This window comes from Spirosoma endbachense (assembly GCF_010233585.1).
Classification (GTDB): Bacteria; Bacteroidota; Bacteroidia; order Cytophagales; family Spirosomataceae; genus Spirosoma; species Spirosoma endbachense.
Genome location: NZ_CP045997.1, coordinates 175,328 through 197,702 on the forward strand (window position 1 = coordinate 175,328; position 22,375 = coordinate 197,702).

A 22,375-nucleotide genomic window follows, 5' to 3' on the forward strand; every position below is an offset into this window, starting at 1 on the left:
CTAGCTTGCGATAACATCTGGAGCCAGAAGATTCTTCTTCAGTTTCTGGCTATAAGAATAGTGAGTTAATTTCGTTGATTTTGTATCTTTGAAAGAGCAAATAGAACTGAATCATAACCTGCTGTGGAAAGACGTAGTGCGCTTAAATCAATAGCTGTAGCGGCTGGTGGTTTCATCAGTTTGCCCGCCTGGGCTACTAACTGGACCTCCGAAACAGTCCAGTTAACCCATCCATTTCTCACATCCGGGCAAGACGACCTGCTCGCTGATATTGCCGAAACGATTATTCCCACAACTGACACGCCAGGCGCTAAAGCACTGAACGTCCATCAGTTTATTCAGAAAATCGTGACCGATTGCTACGATAAGCCAGCCCAGGAAACGTTCCGTAATGGACTCAACGCAATCGATGAACAGGCACAGAAAGCCTTCGGTAAATCGTTTCGGGAGGGTGATACCGCTCAGCGCACCGCCTTGCTGACCCAGTTTTCGCAGTCTACAGAGCCTGCTCAGAAAGAATTTTATTCGATGGTGAAGGGGCTGACCGTGCGCGGATACATGAACTCCGAATACGTAATGACGAACTTGACCCATTACCAGATGATTCCCGGCCATTATTATGGCTGTGTTCCTGTTCCTGCCAAAGCCGTTTCTCAAACCAAGTAATTCGATAGTAGAGGTTAAGGCTGGATTCTGGATGTCGGAATCTTAACTGATCCAACATTAGCCTGTGTCTATCACTTTTTTAACATGGCAAACCTGAATATTGACGCCAAGGCGCAAAATACCTACGACGCGATCGTAATCGGATCGGGTATTAGTGGTGGCTGGGCAGCTAAAGAATTAACGGGCAAAGGCCTTCGTACCCTTGTTCTGGAGCGGGGCCGCGATGTCAGGCACGTTACCGATTACCCCACAACGATGATGCAGCCCTGGGAGTTTGACCACCGGGGGCAGTTGACCAAAGAGGTCAAGGATGCCAATCCGATCATCAGCAAATGCTATGCGTTTTATGAAGGGACACAACAGTTTTTTGTGAAAGATGCTGAGCATCCCTACATACAGGAAAAGCCATTCGATTGGATTCGGGGCTATCAGGTTGGTGGTAAATCGCTGATGTGGGCGCGGCAAACGCAGCGCTGGAGTGATTTCGATTTTGAAGGTCCCGCCCGCGATGGATTTGCCGTCGATTGGCCAATTCGTTATGCTGATCTGGCGCCGTGGTATAGCTACGTTGAGCGATTTGCTGGGATTACCGGCAATAAAGACGGCCTGGATACGCTGCCCGACGGTGAGTTTTTGCCCCCTCACGAATGGAATTGTGTAGAGAAACATTTTCAACAAAAGGTAGCCAGCCGCTACAAAGACCGGCATGTTATTATGGGCCGGGCGGCTCACATTACCAAGCCGCAACCCGTTCATCTTCAGCAGGGTCGGGCACAATGCCAACACCGCACCATTTGTGAGCGGGGCTGTCCATTTGGTGGGTATTTCAGTAGTAATTCATCAACCATACCCTGGGCTGCCAAAACCGGTAAAATGACGCTGCGCCCTGATTCGGTCGTGCATTCAATTATCTATGATGAGCAGAAAGTCCGGGCAACAGGCGTTCGGATCGTTGATGCCAACACGAAGCAGATGCAGGAGTATTATGCCCGGATTATCTTCCTGAATGCGGCTGCATTAAACTCAAATCTGGTGTTGCTGAATTCTACATCGCACCGTTTCCCGAACGGATTGGGGAACGATAGCGGAGTACTTGGTAAATACATAGCGTTCCATAATTACCGGGCAGGTATTTCGGCGCAGTACGATGGAAATCTCGATTCAACAACCGATGGACGTCGGCCGAATAGTCCTTATATTCCCCGTTTCCGGAACGTTTATAAGCAGGAGACCGACTTTTTGCGGGGCTATGCGGCTGGGTTCTCGGCAGGCCGTTCTTCCCGGGCAAATCAGAATGGAATTGGGGCCGATCTGAAGCAAAATCTGCTGAATCCTGAATTGGGTGGCTGGTATGTTGGCTCGCACATGATGGGCGAAACCATTCCGAAAGAAACGAATTTTGTTGCCCTCGATTCGGCGCAGAAAGATCCATTTGGCATTCCGCAGCTGAAAATCTCGATTGCCTATGACGATAACGACGACAAGATGGTGAAGGATTATCAGGAGCAGATGACCGAGATGTTTACGGCAGCTGGTTTTACCAATATTCGTGTCCGTGATGATCACCGGAATCCGGGTCTGGACATTCACGAAATGGGTGGCGCCCGTATGGGGAAAGATCCTAAAACGTCAGTGCTCAACAAATGGAATCAACTCCACGCCGTCAAGAACGTTTTCGTGACCGACGGTTCCTGTATGACATCGACATCGACCCAGAACCCGTCGCTAACCTACATGGCGATGACAGCCCGCTCGGCCGATTACGCGGTGAAGGCGATGAAAAAAGGATTAGTCTAGAAAATAGTTAACTCGATTGGCAAAAGCCGTTCACACCAGTCTGTGAACGGCTTTTTGTGTTTTTAACAGATTGTCTAAGCTTACTGATTTGTAATTCGCGAATTGCAAATCAGTAAGCTTAGACTTCTGATCAGAACTGGAAATAGATAAACTGGTTGGACGAGAAGACGCCAAACAGATAGGTTACGAACGTGATCAACACGAACAATACCGCAAACCGAAAGGTGTTGCGCGTTGGAATATAGAGATAGAAATATTCCTTAATCAGCAGAAACACGATCAGGGCCATGCTAAACCACATCTCTGTGGCATTCATTGGGCTGTCAATAGGGTCGCTGGGCGATAGGGTGGCAATGCGACTTAAAATGACAAAAGCATCCCCAACGCTTCTGGCCCGGAAAAAGACCCACGTCAGCATAATCAGCACGAAGGTAGTCAGCACATTGATAACAACCCGTACGGGGGAGCGATTGGTTTGAGGATCACTGGCAGGGGAGGTGACCGTACGCGGTGGGGTCGAACTGAACCCCAGGCGAGCCAGTAACTTATCGCGCAGAACGGCCAGAATCTGATAAAAGCCATTCAAACCACCCCAGATGACGTAGGTCCAGTTGGGGCCGTGCCAGAGACCGCTGGCCAGAAAAACAATCATCATGTTCAGGTACTGCCGGAATTCACCCTTGCGGTTACCACCGAGCGGTATATACAGATAATCCCGGAACCAGGTCGACAGCGAAATGTGCCAGCGTCGCCAGAATTCCGAAATCGATTGGGCAATATAGGGTGTCCGGAAGTTTTCCATGAGCGTAAAGCCCATGACACGCGCAGCGCCGATAGCAATATCCGAGTAGCCCGAAAAATCGCAGTAAATCTGGATGGTATAGAAAAAGGTAGCTGCCAGCAGCGTCAGGCCATTGTGGGAAGATGGATTGCCGTACGCATAATCGACGAGCATGGCCAGTCGGTCGGCAATGACAACTTTCTTAAAGAAGCCGAACGCCATCTGCATCAGCCCAGCCTTTACATTCTCGGCGTCGTACGGAAATTGCTTATGAAACTGCCAAAGCACATTTTGCGGCCGTTCAATCGGGCCCGCTACTAACTGCGGGTAGAACATAACATAAAGTGCATATATCCCGAAATGCCGCTCCGCTTTATGATTGCCCCGGTACACTTCAATGGTGTAGCTCATGGCCTGAAACGTGTGGAATGAGAGGCCAACGGGCAGGATACTCATGTTTTCTTTGAACGATGAAACACCGGTTTCACCAAATAAACGCAGCACCTTAACGAACAGGCGATTGCCAATGCTAAAGACCCGGTCGGCGACCTCCGGCATATGCAGCTGATCAAACAGCCAGGATATATTCTCGGTGAAAAAACCGAGGTATTTGAAGAAGGCAAGAATCCCGATATTAGTCACCAGCGATACGATCAGCAACCACTTTCGGGCTTTTCCGGGCGTTTTTTCGATCCAGATACCTGCGATGTAATCGATAACAATGGTTGCAAACAGAATCAGGATGTAGGCTGGCCGGAAAACCATGTAGAAGTAGCAACTGGCTACCAGCAACAACATCCAACGCCCCTGCCACTTCAGACCAAAGTAGGTGAGCGTAACAACAATGAAAAATAGTAAGAACTGAAGTGAGTTAAACAGCATATGGTTCTGCCTGCGCAACCGGTTTGGGTCGGCGCAGCGCGTTCATTGCCTGAATGGCGTAATAGATAAAACCGATGAATATCAGAATTTCAATAGAATATTCCAGGGCAGCCGTTGGATTGGCCAGGGCCGAGAGTCGATCATAATAGGGCATCCCAAGCCGCCACCATAGCGACGGATGAATAGCTGCCAGAATGTTAAAACCAATCAGCCCGACACAGAACCAGAGCCGCCGGAAGTCGGTCATTGTAAACACCAATGGGAGCATAAACAGATAGGCATAATTGCTGATTGCATTCTGTTGCAATACGCTCATGGCGCTATAGGTCAGGATGTAAATAAAAGGCAGATAATCCTGATAGCGCCAGTTACTGCGGGTAGTGTGAATGCGCCACACGCCCTGTAACATGATCAATAATGTAAGAATCAGTCCGCCCCATTTCCAGATACCGACCGCCGACCGCATGCCATCATTTAAGAATGGATTTAAGATCGACCGCCAGTTGGGCGCTTTCAGGTAGTCGCCCTCGTGCGATTGCTGATCCAGAAACAACAGACCCGCTTTCCAGAAAATAAATAAGGCAACCGGCAACCCAACAGTTACCAGCCCCGCCGTGAACCAGGCCGCGAACTTTACATTCCGGAGTGTTAACAACCAAACCGGGATCAGCAACAGAATAAATACGGCTTTGGTCGCAAGCATACCTAAGCCTAGGACAAGTCCGGCCAGGAAGGGCCTTGATTGCATGAGCGGAATAGCCAACAAAGCAAACAACCAGAGAATGACATCTTCCTGCCCGCTAAATACACACATCACGAAAGGTAACGGCAGGAAATAATAGAATACTCCGCGAAACAGGCGTTGGCCCATTGTTTCCTGAGTCTGGTAGTGGTGGAACGTTAACCGGACAGCTAAACCCTCAACAATCATCATCGCCAGCACAACCATGCGCATGTCGCTCCAAAGGCTCAGGAACGGAGCCAGCCAATAACCAAATAAGGGCGAATAACAGCTATAAACATCCCGGTAGGGAATGCCTCCCTCCAGGGCTGACATGCCGATCGGATAGTAAAATGTTGCCACATCTGACTGGGGCTGGTAGCCCAGTACAATGTAGGTAGCCAGAAACGGAACCAGTCGCAGGGCGATCCAGCAGCCATCAAGAACCCATGTTCCTGCTCGTTGCAGCAGGGCTGTCAGCGTACTGCGTTGCCACAATAGTCCGATCAGCAAAAGCCCCAGAGCAACAGAAACCGCCGTTTTAATATAGACAATACTCATAAACTAGTTTTCAGTATGCTGACGCACCAATAGCTATTAACCGAGGACCCGTTGTGATCAATACACGCGCTCAACTCGTTCGACAAAATCATTGAACTGTCTGGCAGGAATAAACTGCGGCTGTATCCGGTAAGAAAGTACAATGAATACCAGCAGCAGTGAAATCAGAAAGGCCTGTAAAATGACAATCAGAAAAGAGAATGTCAAATAACTTGTCCAGCCCGGTATCGATGTATTGGTAAAGAATTTCAAATACAATAAAACACTGATGCCAAAGATGGAAGCGACAACCATCATAACACAGAACAGAGCCAGTCGTACGGCTGTTGTGTCAATGAGTACCGAAACGGCACTTAGTCCGTGCAGTACCAACGACACAAAATTCATTTTCGACTCGCCCGCCAGCCGACGTCCCCGTTCGAGCGGTACGGCCGTATAAGGTAGTCGTGATCGGATAACCCCGCCGGGATAGTTATTCCATATTTCGGAAACATGAGCGAGTTTCCGAAGTTGGGAGGCCGGTATCAGACTAAAATTACCAAACGTGATGACCTTGCCTGTGAGCAGACGAAATACGGATTTGTAGACGGTATAAAAGACCCGGAAAGCGAGGCTTTCATGTCGTTTGGCACGATGGGCAAAAACGACATGTCCAGGTTTTTCGAGGCTACGCTGCACAAGCTGAACGATATCTTCAGGACGATCTTCGCCGTCGGAATCCATAACAATTGTCGGGTACTGGTCGGTTTGATCGGCCAGATAGGCCAGACCGAGGGCTATGGCTTTCTGATGACCAACGTTGCGAAAGAGCCTGAGAATCGATAGCGATTTTCCGATGCCCGAGGGTAGAGTATCGTAATTTATTGCCGAGCAATCGTCTACAATTAAAAAGGCTAGCCGGTTTTGTAGCGGTGTGTCTACAACCGACCGAATTCGTTCGAGAAGTAGTCCTACTGCCAGCCAGTCATTGAAAAGAGGAATGACAACATTGATCCGGTCCGGCAGTGAATTGGTTGTATTGTCCAACGTGATGGGTGGTTTGAGCGGCAAAAATAGGCTTTTAATCCAAAAAACTGCCTGATGACTTAGCGTATAGCACGATCAGGCACTAGAAGACTCGAATTAGTAGGGTTTCTAAGGTACGTCAATGTACTGGTTACCAAACTGAATGTCACTATGATCGGGTTGTGTTTTAAAGAGTCCTACCTGGTATCGACCCGACTGCATCATATAAACAGGCAGGGCGGCCGAAAATCCTGGACTTACCTGCCAGGGTTTAACGGTCAACGGTCGGTTTTTTGGGGCAAAAACCAGGTATGTATAACGGGCAGACTTCATAATGATATAACTGCCCGTATTAAGCCCCACTTTATAGGTTGGATCATTGCCGTCAACTATAATGTAATCGGGCTTCTGCGTAATTCGAAATGGGGTCAGCGCTGTCGTTCTACCGGCGGGCCTGATTAGCTGTCGTTCTGAAGGTGTAATGGCCGGGTCGGGCAGATGATACCAGTCCCGGTCCCGCATCATACGGGTCAGATTCGATATGTAGCGGGCTAATTCCGTATTACGCGTTCCACCAAGACCAATATCGGAGTGTAACTGATTGAAAGACAATCCCTGCATCTGTTTCCTTCGTTCCATGGCTTCGGGTAGATACGTATAGTAAGTGAACCCATTTAGGCCCAGGAATAACAGCCAAACAGCGGGCCATAACCGGACTCGCCATGTTTCTGACAGGCGACTATAAAGTAGGACACTGGCAACCGACCACAGGGCTAAGGCATAAATGCGGTATGGAATGTGGAGTGCCATACCGAAATAAAACCGGAGCCGAAAAAACGCAATCAGTGCGATGTTTGCCAGCAGAAAGAGAAGGCAGCCGACAATGAACACCTCAAAAAAAGACTTGTTTTTCGATGACCGGAATAGGGTTGTCAGTAGCCAGTAACTAAGACCAAGCAGTAAAATCAGGCCAGCCACAAAGGGTAGGTAAAACCGGTATTTTTCGGGTATCGACGGAATGACATCAAACACACTACCCGCAAAAATGAGAAAACCGGCAATCGTTTGTAAGGGATGCTGGATTACATACGAAAAACCTTCATCGTTACCTTGCTGAACCGGATAACCCAGAAAATACAGATACGCACTAATCGCGCCAGCTACTACCCAGATACCTAGTCCAAGCCAGCGCCGTTGAATAAGCAGCATTACCGCACCCGCAGGCCAAAGTAACAAGCCATTCCCCATGCTAAACGTACTCAGTAACCCAAGACCTAATGCTGTCCATAAATAAAGCGGTCGATCGGTGGCCAACACAAAGAGAGTCAGCACCACAAGCGTAATTATGGCCAGGTATTGAAGTGAAAAAATGGCCGTGAACGTCATGATGTAACTCTGGGCCGTGAACAGTAGAAGGGGCACGGGCAGAAGACCGACCATAGCCTGCTGTGAAAGCCGTTCCTGCTGCTTTAAGGCGCGATAAAGCAGATAAAAAATCAAGATAAGACCGGCATTTCCCCAAAGCATCAGATTGGCGAAATTAAGGCCACCAGTTAAAAAATATTGCCCTAAAACGACGAGTCGGGCATACACTACACGGTGTTCATTATTAGGTCGAAGCAAGGCTGCCACTGCCTCGCTGACGGACGATGCATTCAGAAAATGATCCAGAAAATAGGGTATATTTTCGAAATCGTCGAACCAGGGAATGTTATAACGAAGGGCAAAGAAATAAACGAAGAAACCGGCAATTGGCAACAGCAGTAAGGCAATGGTAAGGGGAGGTGTTGCCAATAGTCGGTAAAACTGAGTCATACGTTTCGGTAAGTTCGTTGAATTCGATACAATTCGTACCATACTTTAGATATATAATCTGAACTAATATGTGAGCCACTTTGCTCCGTCCATTGTTTTAGGGGCTGCTCGGCCACATGACTTAATACTTTTAAACGGCCATGATGCTGAATAAGCCGGGCCAGTAACTCTACATCGAACAGCCAGGGACTGATAAATGGCTCCCGGAATAAACTGTCTACAATACCATGCCTGAATAATTTAGCCCCGCATTGGGAGTCATAAACGGGTAATTTAAGGATGCTACTGATCACTGTTGCTATAATACGTCCTGCATAATGCCGGTATGTATCGCGCTGGATATCGGTTCCAAGGTGTTTAATACGAGATCCCATAACCAGGTCAAGCGATGGATTGGTATCGAGAGCCTCGGTTAAATCGTGGATCGCAGCAAGGGGAGTCGCTAAATCTGCATCGAAGAAACCAAGGTAATCAAAAGGTTTCGACAAATTCAGCAGCATACCCGATTGAACGGCCCTGGCTTTTCCCTCATTTTTAGCCAGTGTCTGGATGTCAATCCGATCGGGGAATTGCCTTCGCATCGCTTCCAGCAAAAAACCGGTCTGGTCGGTACTTCCGTCATCGACAAAGCAAAAATTTACCGTTGAAACCTGGTGGACGTACGACAGAAAAACGTCTACAGGGAGTCGATCGGCTTCGTTGTAACATGGAATAATGATACAAATTGATGACATGAATTCATGAGTTGCGGTGGTTGTCGATGTAGCATGGTTATTATTTTTTAAAAAGAGAAAATTAGATTGACACACTAGCCCATCTCAGGTCAGAAAAGCGCATCAGAAAATTAATTTAAACTGCCTGGTCAGTGAAAGAGGGTCTGTTTAATGTGTGGATGAAATAGGTTCTTCTTTGAGCACAATCGTTTTTTTGTGGTAATAATCGGCCCAGCAGCGATTCCAGAGGTGTTTAGGGTCTTCTTTGACATCTTCCATAAACATAGATGCTGGATAAACCGGTAAGGGCGTAACCAAAGCGGTGTCGTCGGTCGATTGAGTCATTTGGTTGTATCGCTCCTGCATTGCCTGATCGTAACGGGCAGCGCGACCACTCAGCCAGTCTCCATAAGCCATCGGTAATACCGGCCCGAATCCAGTTGCCAGGACTATCCAGCCGAGCGAAACTACCACAATAAGACGCGAAAAGCGCTGCCATGTAACAATCCGGCCCTGAAGAAGGGCCGCCCAAATTGTTAGGTTGTAGCCCCAGCTAAGCCAGAAAACCAGGTTGATCAGATTCACCAGCCGATAAGCGGGAGCAATACCGACTGCATAGAAATGAAGTGAGATTAGCGCCAATACGGTTAATAAACCATGCAATAAGGCCAATAGCGGGTGAATCCGGAGATAAGCCGGTAAGGGCCGATTCGCTGTCAGATGGCTGGCAATCGGAAAATACAACAGCGACAGCGGTAATAAAGGCGTTAGAAAAATCTGGCGGGCTACGTACCCGACCGCAAACTTGAGCGACGATAAGAGTGTCAGTGGAATATCCCGGCTGTTGGGGTTCGAACCCATACGAACGGCATTTCCCGGTGCAGTGATCAGGTAATAACAGCTTAAAACACCCACCGCCAATAGGATCAGGGTCGGGATCGACAACCGACGGCGCAGGACTAAATCACCCAGAGCAATCATACCCAGGACAGACATCACCATCACCATGCTCGTTTCACTCGATCCGATAATACAGATGATCAGTAAACTTTCGAGGAGCAGATAGCCCGGTTGCCAGCCAAAACCACGTCGCTGATGGGCGATTAAAACGGCCAATAAGAACAGCAGAAAGACGCTGGACAAGCTGTAACAAGCCATACCGGCATACCAGTATAAGTATTCCGACAAACTGACCAGGGTTGCAACAAAGCCCACAAAGAGCCCGCTGGCCAAAGCTAGTTTGGTGCTGAACGTAAAGGAACGATACAACCACTGGCTGGAAAACGTGTAGAAACTGAGGGCAAGCAAGCCGAGCAATACGACCGGGTAAATCTTATAGCCATCGTACCATCCGAAGGTCAGCGGGCTACCATGAACAAGAAAATTGTGAAAAAAACGACCGCTCCACCCATCATAATAGATCTGCTGAGATTCCCAGAATCCGTACCGCATCGATGTGTTGGCAAAACAATAATCGTCGGTTGGTGAAGGATGATTGTAGAATGATAATACGATGAGCGGTAATGAAACGGCAATCGCAATTAGGAGAAGAACGGTAGTAACAGAACGCGCTGATGGCGAAGAAGTAGTCATGAACGTGCTATTAAAGCGGTGTAGGTAGTTGTGGTTTAACTTTCCTGGGTCTATTGTTCCAGAGAGGGTAAGCGACCACAGCGGCCAGAATGACCAGCGTACCCAGATAGAAGCCAGCTGTCATCCGTTCGGAGTTTCCAAAAATTAACACAGCAAGTAAAATTCCATACACTGGCTCCAAATTTACGGTTAATACGGCCATGTAGGGCGAAAATTTTCGTAAGAGGCTCACGCCAACCGTGTACGCATAGACTGTGCAGACCAATGAAAGCACCAGTAACCAAAGCCATTGCAGGGGTGTTTCGGGTATGTATTGAATAACCCGATCAACGGCCATGGTATCGGTATTTCTCACAATCAGCCATAATGCGAAGGCAGCAACCAGTGCTCCGGCCATTTCGTAAAACGAAATGACCAGCGCGTCATACCGTTGCGTAAATCGACTGTTGATGATCGTAAACAGCGAAGAAAGCATGGCTGAAAGCATGGCAACGATCAGGCCAGCCACCTTGTCGAATTCAAACTGAAAAATCAGATACAGACCCGCCATGACGACTGCTCCCAGAATAACCTCGATCAGCTGCACCCGTCGACGCAGGATCAAGGGTTCGAGCAAACTGGCCCAGAGCGAACTGGTTGCCATGCCCGCCAGACAAACCGATACGTTAGCCAGTCGGGCAGCGGCAAAAAATAAGACCCAGTGCAGACCAATAATGCCGCCAGTGGCCAGAAGCCGCCATCGGTCGGTGGGCGACACGTGTAGATTCAGCCCTCGAACGGCCAGCACCACACCAAGTCCGATTACTGCCAGGAGGGTTCGAAACAGGACTACTGCCGACGAATCGAGCGGCTCCAGGAGTTTACCCAGAATGGCCGTAAACCCCCAGATGACAACAATGAAGTGGAGCTGAAAATAATCAGAAAGAGCAGGCTTTTGCGACATACGGGACTTGACAAAGTATTGGTACTAAAAAATGGGGCATATTCATTTTTTAGTACCAATACTTTGTCATGCATTAAGTGGTTACCTCGGTATTGTATTGTACAGAAATACACCGATGAGCGTAAAAATAGCATTTGGCAGCCAGACTGCCACAATTGGGTTCAGGTTACCGGACTCGGCAATGCCTTTGGCCAGCATGAAAAAGAGCAGATAGGTGAAAGCCAGAAAGAACCCCAAGGCCACCTGCCAGCCAACTCCCCGGCGGCTTTTACGAGCCGACATGATAACGCCGATAACCGTCAGAATGATAATCGCAAAAGGACGGGTGTCCCGGCTGTATTTTTCGAGCAGATACGTTTCTACACCATCAGAACCCCGGCTTGTCAGCAGGTCGATCTGACTATTCAACTGCGGTCGGGTAAGCGTTTCGTACAGATTGAAATCCGAACTGAAATCGTCGGGTTTCAGATTGAGGGTTGTGTCGAGTCGGGTTCCGGGCGTGAGTGTTTCCTGTAAGCCATTGATTGTCCGGATCTTGTAATCATAGACACCCCATTTCTTTTTCTTGGCGTCCCATTCGATGTGGTCGGCCGTAAGTTTTTGCTTTAGCTCATTTCCGTCAACCCGCTCGAGCGTAAACTTATAACCTGTGTTACTCAGGTTGTTGTAGCTTTCCAGGTACGCATAGGTATTGGGCGCAATCTTGATGTGTACGTTCCGGTGGGAGTACGTAAAGGCATCGTTGATGTATTTTATTTCGAAGGCGATGCGCGTTTTATTTGCCTTGGGAATCACATAATTGACCATAAAGTAGGTCAGTAAGGCCAGCACCGATGCGCCGAGAACGTACGGAAAGAGCAAGCGGATAAAGCTAACTCCACTACTCAGAATGGCGATGATTTCAGTTCGGGCAGCCAGTCGTGAGGTCAAAAATACGGTGGCAATAAAAACCATTAGCGGGCTGATGTAATTGGCCCAGTACGGAATAAAATTGAGATAATAATTCAGGAGTATTTCGCTGCCGGGTGCCTTGGTTTTGTGGAAATTATCCACTTTTTCGGTGTAATCGATCATGACAACGATCAGTACGATGATCATGACCACGAAGAGATAGGTTTGCAGGAAACGTTTTAAAATGTACCAGTCTAATAGTTTCATTTTTTTTGGTGTCGACTTCCAAAACAGCGAACCGTTTAAAACCGACACGTTGGGTTGTTTACAGCTTCAGGCGCGTCAGCCTGCCGTAAACTATAAACGGTGAACTGATTAACTCACTAATAAATTTTTGGCAACTTCGTGGCTCACAAAAAGGGTTCTGTCATTGGCAATCTGCAATAGGATCGACTTGTCGAACGTGTTAATTTCAGTTACTGTCACTGTACACCCTAATGTTAACTGCGAGTGGTCGAGGTGTTGCAGAAACTCCGTCGAATGTTCCAGTACCGCCATCAGGCGAACATCCTGGCCGGTTAATACGTCAGAAAGCTTACGATAGCCAGTCTGGGGCATCTGCCCGGCGGGTGTCGGAATCGGATCACCGTGCGGATCAAACTGTGGACAGCCTAAATACGTATCTAAACGACTAACCAACTCATCAGAACGGATATGCTCCAGCTCTTCGGCAATTTCATGCACTTTATCCCAGCCAAACCCCAGTTTTTCGACCAGAAACACTTCCCAGAGCCGATGGCGTCGGATGATCTGGAGTGCAAGTCGTTCACCTTCATCGGTTAGCCTGACACCCTGGTATTTTTTGTAATGGATGAGTTGCTTGTCGGCCAGTTTACGCAGCATATCCGTAACCGAAGCGGCTTTGGTCGCTGTCATTTCGGCCAGAGCGTTCGTGCTCACTTCACCTTCCTGACGAGTGGCGAGGTAATAAATCGTCTTTAAATAATTTTCTTCCGTGAATGACTGCATAAACGACGGCTACTCAGTAAAAACGACTGAGTCGCATGAAACAGTTTACGGGCAAAGATAGTTTTTATGTTAAACTTTCTAAAAATTTAGATAAGTCTAAAAAAATATTTCAACAATCCTTATCTTTGAGCGTTAACTAGTAGAGGTTGTGGGTTGATTGTTAGATTTATTAATACAATACCCAAAATCGTCTACACCCAATGTTCGCAATCGAATGGAAGCAACCAATACAACTATGAAAGGATGGCAGCAGGACAGCGCGGAAAACTCTCTGGCGGATGTTCATAGCTCTGTCCACGTACCTAAAAACAGTGGATTTTTCAAGACACTGATGGCCTATTTTGGACCGGGCCTGATGGTTGCCGTAGGGTATATGGACCCTGGTAACTGGGCTACCGATATCGCGGGTGGAGCCCGGTTTGGCTACCGTCTGTTATCGGTCGTACTGATCTCCAACCTGTTTGCCATTCTTCTTCAGCACCTGTCGCTTAAACTCGGTATTGCTACGGGTCGGGATCTGGCACAGGCTTGTCGCGATCACTATAGCCGTCCGGTATCGATTGGCCTTTGGCTGCTGGCCGAGATAGCCATTGCCGCAACCGATCTGGCCGAGGTGATTGGCTCAGCCATTGCCCTGAATCTATTGTTTGGGTTGCCGATTACGGTCGGTATTCTTATTACTGCTCTTGATGTACTCTTACTGCTTTATCTACAGAACAAAGGTTTTCAGACTATTGAACGGATCGTTGCCAGCCTGATTTTCCTGATTATCGGTTGTTTTGGGTATGAGCTGTTCGTGTCGCATCCGGCTGTTGCCGAAGTTGTTGGGGGCTTGTTGCCCCGCACCGAAATTATCACAAACCCTGGCATGCTCTACATTGCCATCGGAATTTTGGGGGCGACCGTAATGCCGCATAACCTTTACCTGCACTCCAGCATCGTGCAAACCCGTGATTTTGGCCGTGACGATGCCGGACGTAAATCCGCTATTAAATTCGCAACGATTGACTCTACGGTTTCCCTTTTTCTGGCATTTTTTATCAATGCGGCTATCCTGATACTATCAGCAGCGACCTTTCATTTTTCGGGTAATCAACACGTTGCCGACATTACAGATGCTCACCGACTGCTCGATCCTATACTGGGCGTCAAACTGGCAGGTGTTCTATTTGCGGTGGCATTGCTGGCTTCGGGGCAAAACTCGACACTAACGGGCACGCTGGCCGGGCAAATCGTGATGGAAGGTTTTCTGGAATTACGGATCAAACCCTGGCTACGTCGGCTTATAACGCGGTTGGTTGCCATCGTTCCGGCGTTAATTGTGGCGATTCTGTATGGTGAACGTGGAACATCTGAACTGCTGGTGTTTAGTCAGGTCATTTTATCGTTGCAATTGAGCTTCGCCGTTGTGCCGCTGGTAACGTTCACGGGTGATAAACTTAAAATGGGACGTTTCGTAAATCCGGGCTGGATAAATGTATTATCCTGGGCCGTTGCCGTAATAATCATTGGCCTGAATGGCTATCTTCTCTGGGATACTTTGTTTTAGGGCTTTGGCATCGAGCCGTGCCACCGCAGCCGCGGACGGTGGTTTCTGGTGATGCGCAAACAAACCACCGTCCGCGGCTGCGGTGGCACGGCTCGATGCCAAAGCCCAACGAGTGCAGAGACAGGTTCGTCCTCGCTGCATTCGTTGGGCTTTTAGTTATCGACGAATTTAATTTTACGGTCTGAATCGTGGGAGAATTCACAGAAATTTAACGCACGTTTGGTTGTCGACTGCGCTGCCCTTGCCAACTTTGCGGCTATGTCTGAGCAAGAGCTAAGTGATAACGAATTAGTAGCCCTGCTTCGTTATGACAACGAGGAGGCATTCCGGACGTTGTATGAACGCTACTGGTATACTCTCTTTACGACGGCAAAACGCAAACTCCGCGATGAAGATGTAGCTGCCGACATAGCTCAGGAACTGTTCCTTCGACTGTGGCAAAAACGCAGAACCCTCCTGATCACTAATCCCAACGCTTACCTGACGGCATCCCTTAAACACCTGATTATCGACCATGTTCGTACGCAGTTGCAGGGTGAACAGTATGCCAGCCATTTTATTCACACCACTTCGCCCGATACCCTTGGTACTGCACATACTGTTGAGTTTAGCGAACTGACCGAATCGCTCAATCTGGCTTTGCAGCAACTGCCCGACAAAACGCGCGAAGTGTTTATCCTGAACCGCTTCGAGCAGTTGACCATCCGCGAAATAGCCATCCGGCTTGATCTGTCCGAAAAAACCATTGAATACCATCTGTCCCGTTCGCTGACCTTCCTGCGTGCTCATTTACACGACTATGCCACGGCTATTGTGCTGACAATTATTTTAGGTCGTTAACAAAACCATAACATTGAGGTCTTAGGGTATTTTTCGGGTTGTCCGTCTAACCCCTGAATCCGGCTGAAACCGATACATTTCTGCCGCTTGGACCAATGACCCCACAAACACTCCGTGACTTACTGACCAAATACCAGAACGGCGAAGCGACCGACGATGAACGGATGCAGGTTGAAGCATGGTATGACACTTTAGACGGCGAGGAAGAACCAGCTTTGTCTGCTTCCGATAAACGAGCGTTTATTGGCCAGTATTGGCAGCAATTAGCCCCACAGATCGCCCAGACGCCAACGATTCGCCGTATGCCGATGGCTTTCTATCGTGTGGCCGCTGCTGCAGTCGTACTGCTTTGTGCTGGATTAGGCTGGTATTTTCTATTGAATCGTTCGGCTCAATCCGGCTCAGATAAAATGGCAGCTCAATCCGGTCAATCGCAATTAATTGACAAAACGAATGAGTCTGGCAAGCCACTTCAGGTAGCCTTGAGCGATGGCAGTACGATTACGCTTCAATCGGGTGGACGGGTACAGTATCCGGCGAGGTTTGCCGGAAATCGCCGGGAGGTGCATTTGGTTGGCGAGGCTTTTTTCGAGGTCGCTAAAAATCCGGAGAGCCCGTTTCTGGTCTATGCCAATGGGATGGTGACCAAAGTTTTAGGCACCAGTTTTACCATTGTGGCTCATGCTGGTAAGCCTACTGCCGAGGTTGTGGTTCGGACAGGTCGGGTGGCCGTTTACCGCCAGACCGATAACCAGACAACAACGTCGGATGTGGTCCTGAAGCCCAATGAGAAAGCGACATTTTTTCGGGCCGACAGCCGGATCGTAAAATCGTTGGCCGATCATCCGGTGGTACTCCGGCCAGAAGCCATCAAAACGCATTTTGTATTCGATGATACACCTATCGCCAGGGTGTTTCGGGAGTTGGACGATGTGTATGGTGTAAACATCTCCTTCGACGAGCAGGCACTCGTCAATTGCACGCTAACGGCCAATCTGGCTCATCAATCACTTCAGGCCCAACTAGACATGATCTGTCTGTCTATTGGAGCCACTTATCAAACCAACGGTACTCATATCCGGATCAGCGGTCGCGGCTGTCTTTAAAACCAAAACAACTTACTTACAACCTGTTACACTTTATGAAACGTTTACTTTCGCTACTGATCAGCGTCTTGCTGAGTGGTAGTCTAGTCCATGCTGTGTCCATTTCGGCGCAGGAACTGATGAACCGACCGGTTTCTATAACGGTCGAAGGCGAAACGGTACGAACCGTATTGCAGCAACTCGAAAAAGCCGTTGATGTGCGTTTCGTGTATAGCCCCCGCGTGATTGGGGCCGATAAGCGGATCTCGATTAGTGCCCGCAATGAACGATTATCGAGTGTGCTTCAGCGCGTGTTTTCCTCGTTGAATGTATCGTGGGAAGTCATTAATGGGCAGATTATTCTAAAGAAGGTTGACGCCCAAAGCAACCTGTTATCGGTGCCGGTTTTCCAGATAAACACGCCTGTTGTGTTTGAACAGCCCAAACGGCTTCTGTCGGGCCTGGTGAGAGATTTTGCCAGTAACCAGCCGTTGCCGGGCGTAAGTATCGTGGTGAAAGGAACCACGAGAGGAACAACGACGAGTGCGAATGGTAGTTTTTCCTTAACTATTCCGGATACTGGCGACAACCTGACCCTATCGTTCTCCTTCATCGGCTACGAAACACTGGATGTTCCGGTCAACAGCAGCCAGGCCACCATTAACGTATCGCTGAAAGAAACACATAATGCCCTGAATGAGGTCGTTGTAGTGGGATATGGAACGCAGAAGAAAGTGAATCTGACGGGGGCTGTTTCGCAGGTTCTGGCGAAAGATCTGGAAAATCGTCCCCTGAATAATATGTCCCAGATTCTTCAGGGCATGGTTCCCAACCTGAACATTACGTTCGGGACTGGCCAGCCGGGAGCCGGGGGAACGCTGAACGTACGCGGAGAAACGTCGATCAACGGGGGCGGCCCATTGGTGCTTATTGACGGTATTCCCGGTGATATTAACCGCATCAATCCGGGCGATGTAGAATCGGTATCCGTTCTGAAAGATGCAGCTGCTTCGGCTATCTATGGTGCCCGTGGTGCGTTTGGGGTGGTTCTGGTAACGACCAAAACGGCCAAGAATGGCAAAACGACAATATCGTACAGCAACAACTTTGGCTGGTCGACACCGACCGTCAGTACCAAATTTTTGACCAATGGGTACGAATACGTGCGTATGAATGACGAAGCGTTTACACGGGCAACCGGTAACAGCTACACGCGCTATTCTGAAGAAGATTACAAAGAGCTGGAAGCGCGTCGGTACGACAAAGTCGAGAATCCGGCCCGGCCCTGGACGGTTGTCAAGAACGTTAACGGCAAGGACATCTATAACTACTACGGAAATTATGACTGGTGGAATACGCTGTTTAACATGACGGAACCTTCCCGGCAGCATAACATCAATCTATCCGGCGGAACCGATAAGATCAATTACTTTCTGTCGGGGTCAGTTTTTGAAAAGGACGGAATCATGCGGATCAACACCGATAAATTCACGTCCTACACCCTTCGCAGCAAAATAAACGCGCAACTGACACCCTGGCTTAAAGTAAGCAATAACACCCAGTATTTCGATTCCAAGTACAAATATCCAGGTCTGGAAGGTGGTGCGAATGCCAACTTCGTGGGGATTACGGTACACGCTTTACCAGCTTACGCGCCCCTCAATCCAGACGGCACGGCTACCTATAACACGTTGAAAAACAACTACTCCATCGGCGACGGATTATTCGCCAATCTACTGAAAGGAGTAGCAGGAGGAGAGAAAAAGATTCATGAACTCACGACGATCAACTCGGTTACCATCGACTTTACCAAACACTGGAATCTGGTGGCTAACTATTCCTTTTCGTTTTACATCAACGATGAGTGGTATCGGGCTGCGGTTGCTCAATATTCCATCCAGCCGGGAATCCTGACTACCGTACCGAACTACAACACCGATCAGTACAAAAAGACCCTTTGGTTTGACCCCATGAATGCCACCAATTTGTATTCATCGTATAACCAAACGTTTGGCAAGCACTCGTTCGGAGCAACGGCTGGTATAAACTATGAGACCCGAAAACACCAGCGGTTATTTGGTGCCCGGAAAAATCTGCTTTCCGAAAGCCTCAATGATCTGGATTTGGGAACGGGTGAGCAATTATCGGCCGGTGATGCTTTCCAGTATGCTTTGTTTGGTGCCTTTTATCGCCTGAATTATGATTTCCTCGGCAAATACCTCCTGGAAGTGAACGGACGTTATGATGGAACATCCCGATTTGGCGAAGGCAAACGGTATGGGTTCTTCCCTTCTGTATCGGCGGGCTGGCGAGTTAGCGAAGAAGGGTTCTTTGATCCAATTCGTGGCGTTGTCGATAATTTAAAAATCAGAGCTTCTTACGGAACATTGGGTAACCAGTTGCCGCCTACGCCCAGCAACAAACTCGACCCATACAACATTGTTTCGGCCAATTATTACCCATACGTGCCCATTATGCCAACGGCTCAATCGGGCTGGATAACGAATGGACAAAAGCCTTCGTATGTCAATAGCCCGAACCCGATTTCGTCGGACCTGACCTGGGAAAAAGCGACGACCTCTAATATTGGCGTGGATGCGGGCCTATTGAAAAATCGCCTGAATCTGTCCTTCGATGCGTACATCCGGAATACGACGGGTATGCTGGTTCCGGGTCAGGTGCTGCCTTCAGTCTATGGCGCTTCAGTTCCAACCAAAAACGCGGGCGACCTGCAAACCAAAGGTTTCGAATTATCCATTGGCTGGCGGGACCAGTTTAAAGTGGCTGGTAAGGCATTGTCGTATAATGCCTCCTTCGTGCTCTCCGATTCCAAATCCATCATCACCAAATACGATAACCCCAACAAGATTCTGTCAAGCCGGTATGAAGGGCAAACCATTGGCGAAATTTGGGGCTATTCCATCGACGGATTCTTCAAAACCAACGATGAAGCACAGGCCTATAAGGTCGATCAGACCATTGTCAACAAACAACGCCTGAGCGCGCCCGGCGACTGGAGCAAATTACAGGCGGGTGATCTTAAGTTTATCGATCGGGATGGGAATGGCAAGATTGATCAGGGTGCCAACACCCTGGCCGATCATGGCGACCTGAAAGTGATTGGGAACGACCGGGCGCGGTACCGGTATGGTATTAACCTCGGAGCCACCTGGAACGGCCTCGATCTGTCGTTGCTTGCGCAGGGCATTCTTCGTAAAAACTGGTATCCGGGCAATAATGCCGATAAATTCTGGGGGCCATACTCACGGCCATACTATTCGTTCATTCCGGAGAATTTTGAAGATGATGTCTGGACACCAACGAATACAAATGCCTATTTCCCGGTATTGAGAGGCTATACTGCCCTGAATGGTGGTGGCGATTTGAACGCAGCTAACGACCGCTACATTCAGAACGTCGGCTACCTCCGCCTGAAAAATGTGGTCATTGGCTACACATTCCCCGAAACGCTCACCAAAAGAATCAGGGTACCGAGGGCTCGTATTTACGTAAGTGGCGAAAACCTGCTGACCTATACGCCCCTCAGATCCAAGTATATAGATCCAGAACAATTGGACGGTGATACGACAAACGGCAGAACATACCCGCTATCCAAAACATTTTCCGCTGGTCTGAACATCACGTTCTAAATCGATTTTAATCCGTAATTCGATGAAAAAAATCATAAGTTTCATAGTCCTTGCCCTGGGCCTCGCGTCCTGTAATCTGGACCTGCTGCCTCAGGACGCTATTTCTCCTGAGACCTTTTTCAATACTGAAAACGATCTCCTGCTTTATACAAATTCATTTTATAATGCGCTGCCTACTGCCGAAGATGTATACAATGAGGACGTCGATAATGTGGTGAAGAACAGCCTTCGCGACGAACTACAGGGAACTCGGGTCGTGCCAACAAGCGGTGGCGGATGGAGCTGGGGTAACTTGCGGAACATCAATTATTTTCTGGCCAATTCGGGTAAATGCCCCGATAAAAAGGCCGTTGCCAAATACAATGGCCTTGCCCGCTTTTTCCGGGCCTATTTTTACTTTGGCATGGTCAAACGGTTTGGCGACGTCCCCTGGTATTCACGACCAATCGATGTGATGGATCAGGAAATGCTGACGAAAGCACGCGATCCGCGTACGGTTGTTATGGATTCGGTGATGGCCGATATCAATTACGCGATTGCCAATCTGGAGGCTTCCCGCCAGGTAAACAACATTACCAAATGGACGGCGCTCGCGCTGAAATCCAGAATGGCTTTATACGAAGGTACGTTCCGGAAATATCACCCTGAGTATAGTCTGCCCAATGCCGATAAGTTTCTGGACGAATGCATCGCTGCCTCCGATGATTTGATGAAGAACAGTGGCTATACGATTTATAAAGCCACGCCTTCTACTGCTTATCTCAAGCTATTTTCGTCAGACAACGCGATCCCGGACGAGGTGATTCTGGCACGGGATTTCAGCGACGAATTACAGGTTTATCATAACCTGAACTACTACACGATGACGGCTTCGTACGGAAAGCCTGGTTTGGAGAAGAAGCTGGTCAACAGTTATTTGATGGCCGATGGATCGCGTTTTACGGATGTTAAGGGCTATGACACGATGCAATTCGCCGATGAAGTACAAAACCGTGACCCCCGTTTAGCGCAGACCATCCGGACACCAGGCTATACCCGGATTGGTGAATCGGTTCCGCTGGTTCCTGAATTTGGGGCTACAGTTACGGGCTATCAATTGATCAAGTTCGTCTCGGCACCGAAGTGGGATACATTCAGCAAGGACATTACCGATATGCCGATTTTTCGATATGCGGAAGTACTGATGAATTTTGCGGAAGCCAAAGCGGAACGGGGCACGCTGACACAGGACGATCTGGACCGTTCGACGAAACTGACCCGCGACCGTGTTGGCATGCCTAACATCAACCTGGCTACTGCCAACGCCACCCCCGATCCGTATCAGGCGCAGCAATACTCGCAGTTGAAAGGGAGCAATGCCGGTGTTATTCTGGAAATCCGTCGGGAACGCCGTGTTGAACTGGTCATGGAAAATTTCTTTCGCTGGGATGACATCATTCGCTGGAAAGAAGGACAACTTTTAACCAAAGTCTTTAAAGGGATGTATTTCCCGGGAGTCGGCAGTTTTGATCTGGACAAGAACGGAAAAGTAGATCTGGTTATCTATGAGGGCAATAAGCCGAACGTATCGGGTGCGCAACTCCTGAAATTAGGCAGCGAAATCTTGCTAGAAAATGGAAACAAGGGCGGCAACATTGTAGTCAATGGCCATATCAACAAAAAATTCAACGAAGCCCGTGATTACCTGTATCCGATTCCTACTCAGGAGCGCCTTTTAAACCCCAAACTGACGCAGAATCCTAACTGGGAGTAAGCTGGATAAGTAAAATTGGTGTATACATCGGTTATAAACAGTATGACAACAGATTGTAGAAAGCATTTACTACAATCTGTTGTCGTATAAATCTAAACGTT

16 protein-coding genes are annotated in these 22,375 nt (G+C 48.6%); 7 read left to right on the top strand and 9 right to left on the bottom strand.

Annotation, left to right across the window (positions count from 1 at the left end; genetic code table 11):
* Window positions 1-150 precede the first annotated feature (150 nt).
* Window positions 151-666 (top strand): gluconate 2-dehydrogenase subunit 3 family protein, encoded by a 516-nt coding sequence (locus GJR95_RS00600; protein WP_162391509.1) that lies wholly within the window; start codon window positions 151-153, stop codon window positions 664-666.
* 84 nt (window positions 667-750) lie between these two features.
* The gene (locus GJR95_RS00605) at window positions 751-2,463 is read left to right on the top strand and encodes a GMC oxidoreductase (RefSeq protein ID WP_162384041.1); all 1,713 of its coding nucleotides are present in this window, start codon (window positions 751-753) and stop codon (window positions 2,461-2,463) included.
* A 130-nt stretch (window positions 2,464-2,593) separates the two neighbouring features.
* Here the strand turns inward: GJR95_RS00605 and GJR95_RS00610 are convergent, their stop codons facing one another.
* The 9 genes from GJR95_RS00610 to GJR95_RS00650 form a co-directional block, all read right to left on the bottom strand.
* Window positions 2,594-4,126, bottom strand: coding sequence for an MBOAT family O-acyltransferase (locus GJR95_RS00610; protein WP_162384042.1), 1,533 nt, complete (start codon window positions 4,124-4,126; stop codon window positions 2,594-2,596).
* Complete coding sequence (locus GJR95_RS00615) at window positions 4,116-5,408, bottom strand: hypothetical protein (protein ID WP_162384043.1); 1,293 nt, start codon at window positions 5,406-5,408, stop codon at window positions 4,116-4,118. Before GJR95_RS00615 ends, GJR95_RS00610 begins: the two co-directional genes overlap by 11 nt.
* Before the next feature lie 57 nt (window positions 5,409-5,465).
* Window positions 5,466-6,434 carry a glycosyltransferase gene (locus GJR95_RS00620; protein ID WP_174260177.1) on the bottom strand — a complete coding sequence of 323 codons (969 nt, stop codon included), beginning with the start codon at window positions 6,432-6,434 and terminating at the stop codon, window positions 5,466-5,468.
* A 108-nt stretch (window positions 6,435-6,542) separates the two neighbouring features.
* The gene (locus GJR95_RS00625) at window positions 6,543-8,228 is read right to left on the bottom strand and encodes a hypothetical protein (protein WP_162384044.1); all 1,686 of its coding nucleotides are present in this window, start codon (window positions 8,226-8,228) and stop codon (window positions 6,543-6,545) included.
* Window positions 8,225-8,962, bottom strand: a complete 738-nt coding sequence (locus tag GJR95_RS00630; RefSeq protein ID WP_162384045.1) for a glycosyltransferase — start codon at window positions 8,960-8,962, stop codon at window positions 8,225-8,227. The genes GJR95_RS00625 and GJR95_RS00630 overlap by 4 nt, the downstream gene beginning before the upstream one ends.
* A 147-nt stretch (window positions 8,963-9,109) precedes the next feature.
* Window positions 9,110-10,534, bottom strand: a complete 1,425-nt coding sequence (locus GJR95_RS00635) for a DUF6056 family protein (protein WP_162384046.1) — start codon at window positions 10,532-10,534, stop codon at window positions 9,110-9,112.
* Window positions 10,535-10,544: 10 nt separating this feature from the next.
* Entirely contained in the window at window positions 10,545-11,477 is a 933-nt protein-coding gene (locus GJR95_RS00640; RefSeq protein ID WP_162384047.1) for a DMT family transporter, read from the bottom strand.
* An 81-nt stretch (window positions 11,478-11,558) separates the two neighbouring features.
* Window positions 11,559-12,635: an LptF/LptG family permease gene (locus GJR95_RS00645; RefSeq protein WP_162384048.1), complete on the bottom strand. Its 1,077-nt coding sequence runs from the start codon at window positions 12,633-12,635 to the stop codon at window positions 11,559-11,561.
* A 108-nt stretch (window positions 12,636-12,743) separates the two neighbouring features.
* Window positions 12,744-13,397: a metal-dependent transcriptional regulator gene (locus GJR95_RS00650; protein WP_162384049.1), complete on the bottom strand. Its 654-nt coding sequence runs from the start codon at window positions 13,395-13,397 to the stop codon at window positions 12,744-12,746.
* A gap of 214 nt (window positions 13,398-13,611) precedes the next feature.
* Between GJR95_RS00650 and GJR95_RS00655 the strand changes: the two genes are divergently transcribed.
* From GJR95_RS00655 to GJR95_RS00675, 5 genes are all read left to right on the top strand, one after another.
* A complete protein-coding gene (locus GJR95_RS00655; protein ID WP_162384050.1) occupies window positions 13,612-14,946 on the top strand; it encodes an Nramp family divalent metal transporter in 1,335 nt (444 codons plus the stop codon).
* 258 nt (window positions 14,947-15,204) lie between these two features.
* Window positions 15,205-15,786: an RNA polymerase sigma factor gene (locus GJR95_RS00660; protein ID WP_162384051.1), complete on the top strand. Its 582-nt coding sequence runs from the start codon at window positions 15,205-15,207 to the stop codon at window positions 15,784-15,786.
* 95 nt (window positions 15,787-15,881) lie between these two features.
* Entirely contained in the window at window positions 15,882-16,892 is a 1,011-nt protein-coding gene (locus GJR95_RS00665; RefSeq protein ID WP_162384052.1) for a FecR family protein, read from the top strand.
* A gap of 35 nt (window positions 16,893-16,927) precedes the next feature.
* Window positions 16,928-20,521, top strand: a complete 3,594-nt coding sequence (locus GJR95_RS00670; protein ID WP_162384053.1) for a SusC/RagA family TonB-linked outer membrane protein — start codon at window positions 16,928-16,930, stop codon at window positions 20,519-20,521.
* Window positions 20,522-20,543: 22 nt separating this feature from the next.
* Window positions 20,544-22,274, top strand: coding sequence for a RagB/SusD family nutrient uptake outer membrane protein (locus tag GJR95_RS00675; protein WP_162384054.1), 1,731 nt, complete (start codon window positions 20,544-20,546; stop codon window positions 22,272-22,274).
* The last annotated feature ends 101 nt before the right edge of the window (window positions 22,275-22,375 follow it).